This is a genomic window from Companilactobacillus hulinensis, from assembly GCF_003946555.1.
GTDB lineage: Bacteria > Bacillota > Bacilli > Lactobacillales > Lactobacillaceae > Companilactobacillus > Companilactobacillus hulinensis.
The window spans coordinates 179,212-193,136 of the sequence record NZ_RHOO01000001.1 but is presented as its reverse complement, the minus strand read 5'-3'; the positions used below and the strand labels follow the sequence as shown (position 1 = coordinate 193,136).

The following is a 13,925-nucleotide window of genomic DNA, read 5'->3' as shown; positions in this document are numbered from 1 at the left end:
TAAGCACCCCTTAACTTGCATGTACTGCATTCACAATTTGTTTTATTTTGTCACAATCTTTTTTGCCGTTAACTTCAACTCCACGAGAAACATCGATTATTTTAGGTTTTACTATATTAATTGCTTCATAAACATTATTAATATCAATTGCTCCAGCCAAAATATCTGGTGCGATTTTTAGTTGGTTCCAATTCAAAGCTTCACCATCACCTGATCCACTATCTACCATTAAGTAATCTGCACTAGTCTTCAAAATCCTTTTTGTTGGTAATTTAAAAACCTGAATAACTTCAATGCCAAGATTTTGTAACACATGGACCATGTCTTCTGACTCATCCCCATGTAATTGAACGACTGAAATTGCTCCACTATCGACTACTTTTAGTATTTCTTCAATTGTTGCATTCACAAAAACTCCGACACTTTGAATCTGTGAATCCAGCCTTTGTCTTAATTTAATTGCTTGTTCCAAATTTACGTGATGTCTCCCACCAGCGAAGATAAATCCTGCCAAATCTGGCTGTGCTTGATTCACAGCATCAATATCTTCAACGGTCATCAATCCGCATATCTTAATTTTTGTCATATACTATGCTTCTTTGAATTTATTAATAATTGCCACTCTGTCTTTTGCCTTCATAAAAGTCTCACCAATTAATACCTCATTTACACCAGATGACTTCAATAACCTAATATCTTCAATAGTCTTTATTCCACTTTCAGCGATAAACGGCATTCCAGAAGGTACTAATGGTCTTAATCTCAAACTATTATTCAAATCAACTGTGAAGTCTTTGAGATTTCGATTATTAACCCCAATGATCCTCGCTCCAGCATTTAATGCAGTTTGCAATTCTTGTTCAGAATGTACTTCAACGATTGCTGCCAAATCCAGTTCATCAGCTAATCGTTGGAACTCCTTCAATTGGTTCGATGTCAGTATCGCCACTATTAACAAAATAACCTTTGCTCCAGCAAATTTAGCTTGGTAAATCATATATGGATCTATTACAAAATCTTTTCTCAATACTGGTACATCAACTTCATTCGATATATCTTCTAGGTATTGTAATTTACCTTGAAAATAATCAGGTTCAGTTAAAACTGATATTGCATCTACACCGGCTGTTTCATACTCCTTGGCAATCTTCATGTAAGGAAACTTTTCAACGATTACGCCTTTTGACGGCGAAGCATGCTTGACTTCTCCAATGAAGCCCATTTTTGGTTCCAAAAACTTATTTATGATTGTTTGAATATTATTATGATCCTTTTCTTTAGCAATTCTCTTTTCAGTTGCCGCAACTAAATCATCTAGAATCATGCGACCATACCAACTTGCGTTAGATCGATAAATTTCTCTAATTGACGTTGCGCTGATCCATCATTGATAGCTTTTCTAGCCATTTCTATCCCTTGTGCAATCGATAATTCCGGCTTGGCAGTATGGATTGCCACCCCAGCATTCATCAAGACAACATCCCTTCTAGCATCAATTTTGCCATTCAAAATATCTCTAGTAATTTGAGCATTTTCCTCAGGTGTTCCTCCGATAATATCTAGTTTGTTACAACGTTTGATTCCAAATTGTTCAGGTGTAATTTCATATTCATTAACTTTGCCATCTACAACTTCAGCAATTGTCGTTGGAGCTGACGCAGAAACCTCATCGAATCCGTCTTGTCCATAAACAACTGTTGCATTTTTAACTCCTAATTGATTCAGTACCTCTGCCATTGGTACAACTAATTCTTCGTCATACACTCCCAGAACTTGTGATGTGGCATGCGCTGGATTGGCTAATGGTCCCAAAATATTGAACAGAGTTCTAATTCCTAACTCTTTTCTGACTGGAGCAACATACTTCATTGCCTTGTGATACTCCTGTGCGAACAAGAAACAAATACCAATTTCATTCAAGACTGCCTCACTTTGTTTCGGATCAACATTGATTTGAACTCCCAAAGCTTCCAGAACATCAGCAGCACCGCTCTTAGAAGATGCAGCTCGATTGCCATGCTTAGCAACCGGAATTCCTGTCGCTGAAACAACTAATGCTGTAGTCGTCGAAATATTGAATGAGTTCGAATGATCGCCACCAGTTCCAACAATTTCCAAGACTGGTTCATCAGCCTTGAATTCCAATGCGTGTGCTCGCATCGCATCAGCTGCTCCAGCTATTTCTTCAACTGTCTCTTTACGAATAGACAAAGCCGTTAGAAAACTTGAAATTTGAACTGGTGTTGTTTTACCACTCATAATTTCATCAATCACTTGGTTAGTCTCCTCAAATGTTAAATCTGTTCCGTTAACAACCTTTTTGATAGCACTTTCGATTCTTGTATTTTCTTGCATAATGATTCCTCCAATTTAATTTTTGTTGTCTAAATCAAACTGGTGAAACCATCGCTTTCCAGGTTTTTGTATCATAGCGTTTACTCCATTTCTTTAAATGAATCGCAAAGATCTAACGACCTTTTTAATTCTAGATACAAAAAAATCCGCCCATAAACTTATTAAGTTTAAGGACGGATTTACCGCGGTGCCACCTTATTTTAATAGACTGCTAGTGTATACAAAAAGACATTCAACTAACAATCCATTACTCTTAGCGAAGGGCAAACACCCTCCCGACAACTTACGTATGCCTAACGTTCCTCTGTACTAATCCAAATATTAGTTTAATTCTAATATTCAAATATTCGAGAGAACCCTCGATGGTCCATTTAACTATCTGCGTTTGGTTACACTCTCAGCAACGGTAACTCTCTGTGCATGCACAATAGTCTTGATCTCCATCTCATCGGTTTATGGACGAATTTGTTTTGTTGTTACAGAGAATAGGACTGTTTTGAGAGTTTGTCAACAGTTATATTGGATTTATTTTAATTTGATTAATTTATTTCTACGTTATGGTAAAAATTTAATCCGTAATTTACTTATATCAATAACAAATCAAATTACGATTGCGGTGAAAAAATGAATTTAAGAATCAAAGAAAAAATATTAACAAAATTTTCAAAGCTTTATAATACCAATTCAAATTATTTCAAAATACAAAAATTACCTAATTGGATAAATTTCTATACAAATGAACTAAATAAAGAACTTCAAAATAGACGAAAGGTTAAATTTAATCAATACAAACAAGGAACAGTAATAATGGCAGAACTGGGTGTAAATATTGGGGATGAAATGTCAGGACCACATTTTTGTGTAGTAATAAATAAAAATGATACCCAGTATGATCATATAATAACTATTTTGCCTTTAACTTCTCACAATAAAAAAAGATATTTGCCGCTTAACGAAAATATTGCAATAAAAAATCTGCAGAAAATCAAAAGTGAACTCTTAAAACTTAATCAGATATTAATTAATAATAACAATAATCCTTTCGAAGTAAGACAACAAATCATTGTTCTAAATAATCAATTGGAAATAACTCGGAATTTCAATAAAGAAACATATGTCGATACGATGAATATAAGATCTATTGATAAATCAAGAATATTTAAATACTCAAAATTTTCTATATCTGAAAATTTTGTAATAACAGACAAAAATATTAGTCGAATAACCAATAAGATAATCAAAAACATTGTAAAATAATGTATTCATGTTACTATTTGTTTATAGGTACTCGGTACCAGTTGAATTAATTTTCAACACTTTAGTATTTGTTATACCATAGTGGCTAGGCCACGAGGAAACTTCGTAGAGATGTTTCCTCTTTTTTATTCTCATCACTGAAATCGTCGATTAGACAAAACAAAATGACGCATCAACTGATTAAACTGATCCGGAACTTCAGCCATAATGTCATGTCCAGAGTTATCAACAATGGCAGATGTTACATTTTCCCCCAAATCAGCAATAACTTTGGCAAATTCAAAATTATAATACGGACTTTCTTTAGCAGCCATCAGCATTACTGGATGACTGCTTTTTTCAATTGCCTCACGCCAATCCTTAATAACATGGTCGAACAATAACGGCAGACTTGTGACTCGATCAAATGGATGCTTATTCTTAACCTCATTCAACTTAGAAAATACACGTGAGTCCAGACCATGTAAGGTTTCATGGACATCAGCTGGTTTCGATGTCTTATCACGATAATTATCAGAATTAATATCCATGAAGCCATACTTCCATTCAGAATCATTCAGCATTTTACCCGTCTGATCAACACCCATAATTGCAGCAACATTGTCATATTTGGCTAAATAACCATAACAAACACTGGCACCCATCGAATGTCCAATCAACAACGGCGAATCAAGATGCAAATATCCAATTAATTCATGCAAATCCAGAATTAATCTATCCATAGTCAAGCCGAAATCAGTTCTTTGTGAAGCACCGTGATTTCGATGATCATAGGTAATCACTTGATAATTCATCTTAACCAAATAGTCCACCTGCAATGACCATATTTCTTGGTAACCACCAAATCCTGCAATCAAAATCACCGGCTTGCCAGTTCCATAAACGTTATAATCCAATTCAATTTCATCATCAGTTAAAAACTTCATTGTTTATCCAAAAAGATGATGTAGTTTATTTTCTATTGCCGCTTCCGGCTGTAAATCATTTTATCTGCCGTGGGGACCGATCTCAGCCTGAGAAACGGTCTGAAATCTCGACTTTTAGCTTTGCACAACCCACAAATCTAAAAGATCGTCCCGTGGTGTAATGACGGAGAAATCACCGTCATAACGCCACCTTCACGGCTGATAAAATAATTTACATCCTCCAGCTAAAGTAGTTTCTAAAAATAAATATGGTACTTGATTGATTAATTACGTATAAATACGCAGTCCATACATATACTACTCAAACAACACACATTAGCCGGAGGTGAAAAGTAATTGACGCCAGCAGCGACAACATACCGCTAAAACAAAAGAACCCGCACGTAAAATGCGAGTTCCCTAGCTAAACAGATGAAAACAAAGTCACATCTCTTTAATCCTTATCTATTTCTACCCATGGATCCTTTGACAACTCAGGTCCAATAGCAGTTTTAATTAATATTGTATCACTAGTACTATTAGCGAATTCCTCAAGTGAGAATCCCTTTTGACCGTGAACCACTTGAAAATCAGCATGTACTCCAAATTGATTCAGTCTCTTCAACAAATCAACAGCCTCTATCCGAGATAATCGCTGACTCTCATACCAAATCAAATCCAAGTCACTACTCATTTTGGCAGTAGCTTGTCCACTAGCCAATTCGAATCCAACACTTCCACTAATTCCCCAATTATAGGATTTCAGAATTTCCGCAACCTTCGGCAATGCTTTAATTGCTGGTAACTCATGCCTTTCATCAGGTAAATCTTCCCAAGAATTATTTATCAAAGCATGCGGCGTGATTACTGAGCCACTTACTACTGCAGTAGTAGGAATATATCCAGCAAATCTTTGTTCACGCTTAACACCTCTGACACCTACTGGTACTTTGCCATCAACAACATTTCCACGACGGATTATCACTAATGGTACTTTGGCCAAACTATCGACTACCCATTTCGGCTTTTTTTCATCACTAAAAAACTCCTCAGGATCGATTTTGACCAAATTATGTGGCAAAAATTCTATGCGTTCCATTGTTCAAAGACAGCCTTACGAATTGCATTTGTAGCCTTACGACCACTTTCAACAGCAATAGGTGTTTCATAACGGAAATGCAAGTCTGTTGGTTTGCCAACGGTACTCTGAATAGCCTCGTCAATAATTGAATTGATCTTAGCCACATTCTCGTCAGTAGCCTCATAAGAACCGATACCCTTAACTAATTTGTATAGAGCACCAAGTTTTTCGTAATTGTCGATATCGTAAGCCATAGCTGGAACATGCTTTGTAGCTTCTTCAAGTTCAGCAATTGTACGTTGTGTGATACGTGCGGCACTAGCTTTTGACATAGCTTGGATAGTAATCGATGTATCATCCAAAGCAATTAGTCTATTTGATTGTAGACCATGTGCTAAGAAACCACCTGAGACAGCATCACCAGGAATGAAGGCAATAACTGGGTGTCCAGCTTGACGAGCCTTAGCGTATGCAGCGGCACTTGAACCTAAGGCAACGTGGATACCAATTAATTCTTCTTGATAACCATAAGCTTGGCTAGGTACATCAACAACCATAATGACTGGACGTTTTACATCCTTGTCAGCATCATCAGCAACAACTTTGTTGACGATACTTGCAACAGCAAATCCTTCTTCAAGACCTACTTCACCATCACGAACACGTGGGAATTTGTTATCAGCATCAGGGACAATGGCAACATATTCCTTACCATCCTTTTCAGCGTGCAAAACTGTAGATACAGAACTCTTTGCATTCTTGATACCTGTTAATTTTTCAAACCATAGACGACCACGGCTCTTTGTACCTGGTTCAGTTCCCTCAACTGCATCAGCAATAACATGCTTCTCAGCCTTAACTTCTGGATAAAGCTTACGATATCCTTCAATATCAAGTTTCTTGCTAGGATCCAATTGGTCTAACAATGATAGGTAGAAGTCAACATGTTCGGTTCTGTGAGCATCTTTTTTAGCATCAATAGCATCTGAAACTGACTTTTTAATGTCATCAACTGTATCATCGACAACTTCATCAACAAGTCCAGTTGCTAATCTTTGCTTAGTGCCTAAAGTATTCCAGATCAAATCCTTATCACTTGAATCGAACTCACGAACGCCGGCTTCTTGTTCAATAACTTCTGGTCCGTTTAGAGCAATTCTGGCTTTCTTAGTAGCAATTAAGTATGAAAGAATTGAGGCAGTAATTGACATACCACCGAATGAACCAACACGTCCAGGAACTAGACCAATAACTGGAACATATTTCTTCAATGCAATAACTGCATTATGAATTTCTGAAATTGAAAGCAAACCGTAGTTAGCTTCTTGTAGACGAACACCACCAGTATCAAGAACAATAACTGGATAGATTGTCTTTCCAGCTTTGTTATCCTCTAGAGCCTTCTCCAATGCAGCAACGATTTTGGCACCACTAACTTCACCAATACCACCGCCTTGGAATTTACCTTCGATAGAAATAACAAGAGCATTTTTACCGTTGATAGTACCACGCATTAGAACAACACCATCGTCACTTTCAGGGACGATACCTTGTGGCTCCAAGTGTGGTGAGATCATATTATCAAGTGGTCCAACTAATTCACGGGCATTATCGTCAAGCAATGCCTCAGCACGTTCACGTGCATGTAATTCAACAAAACTATTTTTCATCCTTTAATGCCTCCATTGCTTGAGTTAACCGAAGATTTACAACGCCGGGTGTTGAACCGAAGTCATTGATCTCAATATTTGCTTGGATTGGGTATCTTGCAAAGAAACGATCCAAAACATTTTGCCAAACTTCTTTAAAACCATCACTACCAGTAACAATACTTACAACAGTTTCATCAGAATCTGTTGGACGAAAGATTACTTCAAGGTCACCAGAAGCAACTACACCAATATGAACTGGCTTTTGGATAGGATTTTTAGTTTCAAATTTATAATGTAATTTTTCCATTTATTCTTCTCCTACATTTGATAGATTGTCTAAAAAATAACTTGCTGCAAATAAATCTGCACAACCACCCGGTGAAATATGGTATTCACTGACGAATTTTTCCAACTCGACAAACTTGGAATTCTCAATAACCGACGTGTTGCTTTCAAGTATCTCTCTTGAAATTTTTTGTAATGTTTGTAGAACTTTTAAATTACTGCGATAAACAATATTCGTATCGTTAACGTTGCTATAGAGCAACATCAAACGACGCATCCACAAATCATCTGCATCATTCGTGTAACTCAAAACTTTCCTAATATTAGGAAATCCATTCTGAGCTTCTCCACGTGCTCCTGACAAAGCATACTTTTTCTTCGTTACCATGCCATGAGTCTTCTTAGCGGTTTGTGGAACATATTTATCTGGTAAATTAGCTAATGACTGCGCCGATAGTAATATTTGTCCTATATCATTTGTCTGCAATGCACTTGCAGCACTTATCAACAAGCTCATCGTCCAAATAGCACCTTTGTGAGTATTAACTCCATTAGTTGCTTGGAACATGTCTGCTTCAGTCTGTCTGCCGATAGCACCGATATCTTCACGTAAACTAATATCGATATCTCGATCAAAACTGGCTTCAGCCGTCTGTTGGAATCCTGATAGTAAACTATCAGCTGACTTTAGGAACAAATTCAAATCCATATCATCGTGTGAACCGTTGGATAATGCATCTACTAATCCGGGCTTAGGAGTAAAGTTTACCTCCCACTTCAGAGCATCAACTGCTGATTGTGCAATAGATGTTTTGATTTGCATTTTATGACCAACTTCTGAACTTAGCTGGTGGATTATATAGTCCATCTGACCAGCTTACTAAATCATCCATTGTTTGTGCGGCAAGAAGTGAACGTTTAGCTTCGTTACGGTGTACACCAATATCTTCTGGCAATGCGACGATACCACGTGCACGTAGGTCAGCAAGTTGCTTAGGATTACTTCTCAATCCAACTGGTGTAACTCCGGCAATAGCTTCAATGGCAGCTTGTCTTTCAGCCATGCTATCTGTCTTGTACAAGTATGCGATACCCTCTTCAGTAACAATATGAGTAGTATCTTCTGAGTATATCATGATAGGAACATTAGCTAATTTAGCTTCTTTTCTAACTTCTTCAGCATCCAAGTGATCAACGAAGACTGGCTTCTTATTTGAACCGAATGTCTCAACCATTTGAACAACTAGTTTTTGTCCTTTACCTAGTGGATCATTGTCAGGACGAAGACTTTGCCATGCTGGTGTTGAGTGACGACGACCTGTTGGGTTACTACCCATGTTAGGAGCACCACCGAATCCAGATAGACGACCATTTGTAACAGTGGAAGAATTACCATACTTATCAATTTGTAGAGTTGAACCAACGAACATATCAAGTGCGTATTGACCAGCCATCTGACCAAAGGCACGGTTTGATCTCATTGTTCCATCTTTACCAACGAAGAAGATGTCGGGACGGTGAGCGATATAGTTCTCCATACCAACTTCACCACCGAAACTGTGAATAGTCTTGACCCAGCCACTTTCAATAGCAGGAATCAATGTAGGTGTAGGGTTAACTTCCCAGTTAGGGACGATCTTGCCCTTCAAACCTAGTTGTTCACCATATGTAGGTAGCAATAATTCAATAGCGGCAGTATTGAAACCAACACCATGGTTAACTGTTTGTACATTATGTTTCTCATAGATACCACGGATTGCCATCATACCCATAAGAACTTGTAACTCAGTAATATTTTGAGGATCACGCGTGAATAATGGTTCTAGTTGATATGGTTGATCAGCTTGAACAACAACATCGACCCAGTCACCAGGGATATCTACACGTGGAACTTTATCAACAATTTGGTTAGATTGAACGATAACAATACCATCTTTGAAGGCAGCTGATTCAACGATAACAGGTGTCTCTTCTGTATTAGCACCGGTGTATAAGTTACCATCACGGTCAACTTTATCAGCAGCAACTAAGACAACATTAGGAATCAAGTCAACGTATAGACGTGCATATAATTCAAGATATGTATGAATATCACCAACATTCATTGTTCCATCAGCAATCATTTGTGAGATACGAGTACTTTGTGGTCCAGCAAATGAAAAGTCCAACTTGCTAGCAATACCTGTTTCGAAGATATCCAAATGTTCTGGTCTTGAAACAGATGACATGATCATATGTAGGTCATGAACTTTTTCAGGATCAACTGAAGCTAATACCTTTGACAAGAAACTAGCTTGCTTTTGGTTATCTCCTTCCAATACAACTTTGTCGCCAGGGGCAATTAAGTCCTCCAACAATTCCTTAGCGTTTTCAGTTTTTACAAACTTACCATCCATCATTGGTGCAACTTTTTCTAACTTAGCGTTTTTTGCATCACGATGTGTAGTCCAACTTCTTTTAGTCATTTATTTTCCTCCATTTTTTTAATAGAAATTCAGTATCATCAATTCCCATTTCACTCATGGTAATGTTTCTCAGATCAGGCAACTTAGTATGAATCAACTTGGTGAATGCATGTCCTGGCATCACTTCGACCGTTGTGTCAATTCCTAGTTCACTAGCAACACTCATCATCGTGTCCCAATAAACTGGATAAATCAGATTGTTGATCATGTCTTTTTTGACCTCATCCACTGTATGAACGGCATGGCCATTGTAATTAGTTAGATAAGTACAATTAGGACGCTTCAACTCGACTGTCTTGAATGCCTCTTGCAAAGCATCGGCAGCTGATTGCATCAACGGTGAATGTGATGGATTAGGCACTTCCAGGATAAGTGCCTTTTGAGCACCATTATCTTTTGCTAAAGCCAAAACTTTTCTGATACCATCCAGAGAACCAGACAATGCTGTCTGCAACTCTGAATTTTGATTTGAAACATAAACATCAGGTGCATTGACTTGTTCAACTAGTGCGATTACTTCTTTACGAGTCAATCCAACGATTGCTCCCATGCCAAATCCAACCGGATAGGCTTCTTTCATCTTAGTTGAACGAAGAAAGACGATTTTAATTGCATCCTCTTCTGTCAAGACTCCAGCGGCAACTGCAGCACCAAACACTCCCAAGGAATGTCCAGCAACAACATCAGGCTTCTCATCGATACCTTGTAACTGTCTGATGTTATATAGTTGTAAAATCAAAATTCCTAACTGAATTTGTATAGAATCCTTGTAGGCCTCTTCATCATCGGTCAACTGAACTCCAGTCAAATCTTTAACTTTAGTTTTTAAATCCTGTGGTACGTTATCCAACATTCCAGGACGTTGTCCACCTTGTCCTGGGAATATCCATAAAGTACGCATATATTCACCTCCAGATCATCCTTATTTGCTGATCTCACATCCCAAAGTATAAAAGCGCAATCATAACGTGTATAATACATAAAATGAATGGTACATAACCAAATAGTTATGAATAGAGGATATTTGGATGAATTTAACACAACTGAAGTGCTTCGCCGTCGTTGCAAACCAAGAGAGTATTACCAAGGCTGCCGAAATACTCTATATTTCACAGCCTGCTGTCAGCAAGACTATCAAACAACTAGAAGATGAACTACAGGTTCAATTGTTCGATCGTACTGGTAGAACTCTGAAGTTAAACCGTGCTGGAAGATTATTCTTCAGCTATGTTAATGATAGTTTGAAAGAATTAGATCGTGGCGTGAACGCTGTTCAAGGTGGTGTCGATAATTCTGAACAGCCAATCTCCATCTTGATGGAAGTCGCATCCCCTTTTATTCCCAGCATCGTTACAAATATCAAAGATAAGTTCCCAAACGTTAGATTAAGTTTGGCACAGCATACTGTCCGAGAAGCTGACTTCAAACAATTCGACTTCATCGTTACCAGCCATCCACTAAAGGACCTGACTAATGTTCCAGTATTAAAAGAAGAGGTCTTCGTTGGCTGGAATTCAAAATTTGGATACTCAAAGAAATTCATCAATCCAAAAGAAATTAAAAACGAAAGATTCGTTGGCCTGACTAAAAATAATCCACTACGCAATACTATTGACCGTTACTTCAATGAGCGAGGAATATCATTGAACTACATGTATGAGACTGATGATCCGGCAACTATCCGTGGCCTCATCGAAGCTGGTATCGGATTAAGTTTTATTCCGTCAGTCACTTTGCAAACTATTGATGAACAAGTTCAACTTGCTAGATTGACCCCCGAACCACTACAGAGAACAATTTTTCTATGTTCACCATCTAGCAATTTGACTGATATTCAACGAGAAATCAGTAATGAATTAATCAAATTATTTTTGAGTTTCCAACGCTCTGAACTAAAAATTTAAGTTGCAATTTATTTTGAAAGCGATTATATTAGCTCCTAAGAAGTCCTTTTGTTGATCTCACAATCAAACAAAAGGGGAAATGACTAATGAATTCAAGATTAGACAATACAAGACCCGCTGATATCGGGGACTATATGAAAGTCTTCGCTTGTACTGCCGTTATGATGCAGACCGTTCTTGGTGTCGTTTTAGGCACCAATCCACCAGACAATGCCCAAACATTTATTGGGATCGTCTATAATCTAGTTAAGTTCACAGCACCAGCCTTTATTTTTGGTATTTTATACACAACTACCAGAACTACTGGCGACAACAGCTGGAATAACTATGGTGGATATATGAAGAAGCAATGGTCTGCTCTTTTTGTACCTACCATTTGGTGGACATTGGCATATTTATTGATATTTCCAGATGTTCAACAGGGCAATCAATACAACGGTGTCGGTAGTTTCTTATGGCACTTTGTAAATGGTAATGCCGCACCGCACTTGTGGTATAACACCATGATGCTTCAATTTATCATTTTAATGCCATTCTTCTGGGCACTCGGACATTGGGTCAAGAAAAGTACTACTAATGCTATCTGGGCAATTGCTTTGACAATTGTCGGATATGCAGCCTGGATATTCTTCTACGATATTAACGTGTTCCACGGACCACAGGCTACCAACTGGTACCTGTTAGATAGACTATTTGTTAGTTTCGTTATTTATGGGATATTCGGTGTTATCGCCTGGGTATACCGTGAACAATTCGAAACATTTATCAGAAAAACTTGGATTTTCCTAGTTGTAGCAATCATTGCCGTCTATTATTGGACTAACAGTGAACTTACAGCTTATGGATTCCCTGTTCAATTAACTAATGCCCCTTATTACAAGCCATCAATGACTCTATATGCACTATTAGTAATTAGTCTAGTGGCAGCGTTGTCGATATATCATTTACGTAATAACTCTAAGGCCTTGCCTGTATTCCACTTTTTAGCCGTCTATGCATACCGTGCCTACTTATCAAACGTATTCTGGTTCCAAATTATCTGGAGAATCTTCGGCCACAATATGGCATTAGATCATCCAATCATCGCCATTATCGTTTGTTACTTGATCACATGGTGTTTAGCATTCACATCTGCTTACACATTCCACATTATCTGGTCACGTGTTAAGTCAGGCTTCGCTTCTAAGAATTCCAAAGAAGTATCTGAACAAGTCAAATAAGGATTAAAAAAATAAGATTTGTGCGATAATGAAAAAAGTTATCGTACAAATCTTATTTATTTTTATATTTCGAGGTTTGTTTGTTGACCCGATACGGATTGTATGCTAAATTAGCACTGTACTATTAAGAGTGCTAAAAAATAACAAGTGCTAATTAATTAGGAGGCAGTTTATGTTAGTTCCTACAGTTATTGAACAAAGCTCACGTGGCGAACGTGCCTATGATATTTATTCAAGATTACTAAAAGATAGAATTATTATGTTATCAGGTGAAGTTAACAGCCAAATGGCTAATACAGTTATCGCTGAATTACTATTCCTTGATGCTCAAGACTCAGAGAAGGACATTTCAATGTATATCAACTCACCCGGTGGTTCAGTTACCGACGGATTAGCTATCGTTGATACAATGAACTTTGTTAAATCTGATGTTCAAACAATCGCAACTGGATTGGCTGCTTCAATGGGAAGTGTTATCTTGTCATCAGGTACAAAGGGCAAACGTTTTGCTCTTCCAAATTCAACTGTTCTTATTCACCAACCATTAGGTGGTGCACAAGGTCAACAAACTGAAATTGAAATTGCTGCCCAAGAGATCTTGAAGACAAGAAAGAGATTGAACCACATCTTGGCTGATAACTCTGGTCAAACATTCGAAAAGCTTCAAAAAGATACTGATCGTGATAACTACATGACAGCTCAAGAAGCTAAAGACTATGGTTTGATTGATGAAATTATGACAAATAATCCATCAAAATAATGATTTTACTTAATAAGGCTTAATCGCAATTGCGATTAAGC

General features: G+C 37.6%; 14 protein-coding genes. 4 read left to right on the top strand and 10 right to left on the bottom strand.

Annotated elements, in window-relative coordinates; all coding sequences use genetic code 11:
• Positions 1 to 10: 10 nt before the first annotated feature.
• Genes EKM66_RS00870 through trpD form a run of 3 tightly spaced genes read right to left on the bottom strand, consistent with a single transcriptional unit; the run spans position 11 to position 2,355 of the window.
• Positions 11 to 586 (bottom strand): phosphoribosylanthranilate isomerase, encoded by a 576-nt coding sequence (locus EKM66_RS00870; protein ID WP_125760714.1) that lies wholly within the window; start codon positions 584 to 586, stop codon positions 11 to 13.
• A 3-nt stretch (positions 587 to 589) separates the two neighbouring features.
• Positions 590 to 1,324: an indole-3-glycerol phosphate synthase TrpC gene (gene trpC / locus EKM66_RS00865; RefSeq protein ID WP_125760712.1), complete on the bottom strand. Its 735-nt coding sequence runs from the start codon at positions 1,322 to 1,324 to the stop codon at positions 590 to 592.
• Complete coding sequence (gene trpD / locus EKM66_RS00860; protein ID WP_125760710.1) at positions 1,321 to 2,355, bottom strand: anthranilate phosphoribosyltransferase; 1,035 nt, start codon at positions 2,353 to 2,355, stop codon at positions 1,321 to 1,323. The genes trpC and trpD overlap by 4 nt, the downstream gene beginning before the upstream one ends.
• A 624-nt stretch (positions 2,356 to 2,979) precedes the next feature.
• Between trpD and EKM66_RS00855 the strand changes: the two genes are divergently transcribed.
• Positions 2,980 to 3,612 carry a type II toxin-antitoxin system PemK/MazF family toxin gene (locus EKM66_RS00855; protein WP_125760708.1) on the top strand — a complete coding sequence of 211 codons (633 nt, stop codon included), beginning with the start codon at positions 2,980 to 2,982 and terminating at the stop codon, positions 3,610 to 3,612.
• 134 nt (positions 3,613 to 3,746) lie between these two features.
• On the opposite strand, the gene EKM66_RS00850 is transcribed toward EKM66_RS00855, so the two are convergent.
• From EKM66_RS00850 to EKM66_RS00820, 7 genes are all read right to left on the bottom strand, one after another.
• Complete coding sequence (locus tag EKM66_RS00850; RefSeq protein ID WP_125760706.1) at positions 3,747 to 4,538, bottom strand: alpha/beta fold hydrolase; 792 nt, start codon at positions 4,536 to 4,538, stop codon at positions 3,747 to 3,749.
• A gap of 433 nt (positions 4,539 to 4,971) precedes the next feature.
• Positions 4,972 to 5,616, bottom strand: a complete 645-nt coding sequence (locus EKM66_RS00845; protein WP_125760704.1) for a malonate decarboxylase holo-ACP synthase — start codon at positions 5,614 to 5,616, stop codon at positions 4,972 to 4,974.
• On the bottom strand, positions 5,604 to 7,268 hold the full coding sequence (gene mdcD, locus EKM66_RS00840) for a biotin-independent malonate decarboxylase subunit beta (RefSeq protein ID WP_125760702.1): 1,665 nt from the start codon (positions 7,266 to 7,268) through the stop codon (positions 5,604 to 5,606). Before mdcD ends, EKM66_RS00845 begins: the two co-directional genes overlap by 13 nt.
• Positions 7,258 to 7,557: a malonate decarboxylase subunit delta gene (locus EKM66_RS00835; protein WP_125760700.1), complete on the bottom strand. Its 300-nt coding sequence runs from the start codon at positions 7,555 to 7,557 to the stop codon at positions 7,258 to 7,260. The genes mdcD and EKM66_RS00835 overlap by 11 nt, the downstream gene beginning before the upstream one ends.
• Positions 7,558 to 8,358 carry a triphosphoribosyl-dephospho-CoA synthase gene (locus EKM66_RS00830; protein WP_125760698.1) on the bottom strand — a complete coding sequence of 267 codons (801 nt, stop codon included), beginning with the start codon at positions 8,356 to 8,358 and terminating at the stop codon, positions 7,558 to 7,560. It lies immediately after the preceding gene.
• 1 nt (position 8,359) lies between these two features.
• Positions 8,360 to 10,000: a malonate decarboxylase subunit alpha gene (gene mdcA, locus EKM66_RS00825; RefSeq protein WP_125760696.1), complete on the bottom strand. Its 1,641-nt coding sequence runs from the start codon at positions 9,998 to 10,000 to the stop codon at positions 8,360 to 8,362.
• A complete protein-coding gene (locus EKM66_RS00820) occupies positions 9,993 to 10,901 on the bottom strand; it encodes an ACP S-malonyltransferase (RefSeq protein ID WP_125760693.1) in 909 nt (302 codons plus the stop codon). The genes mdcA and EKM66_RS00820 overlap by 8 nt, the downstream gene beginning before the upstream one ends.
• Before the next feature lie 127 nt (positions 10,902 to 11,028).
• On the opposite strand from EKM66_RS00820, the gene EKM66_RS00815 reads away from it, so the two are divergent.
• The 3 genes from EKM66_RS00815 to clpP all read left to right on the top strand — a co-directional run bounded on the left by EKM66_RS00815 (position 11,029) and on the right by clpP (position 13,884).
• Positions 11,029 to 11,904, top strand: coding sequence for a LysR family transcriptional regulator (locus EKM66_RS00815; RefSeq protein ID WP_125760691.1), 876 nt, complete (start codon positions 11,029 to 11,031; stop codon positions 11,902 to 11,904).
• A gap of 86 nt (positions 11,905 to 11,990) precedes the next feature.
• Entirely contained in the window at positions 11,991 to 13,124 is a 1,134-nt protein-coding gene (locus EKM66_RS00810) for an acyltransferase family protein (protein WP_125760689.1), read from the top strand.
• A gap of 172 nt (positions 13,125 to 13,296) precedes the next feature.
• Entirely contained in the window at positions 13,297 to 13,884 is a 588-nt protein-coding gene (gene clpP, locus EKM66_RS00805; protein WP_125760687.1) for an ATP-dependent Clp endopeptidase proteolytic subunit ClpP, read from the top strand.
• Positions 13,885 to 13,925: the final 41 nt, after the last annotated feature.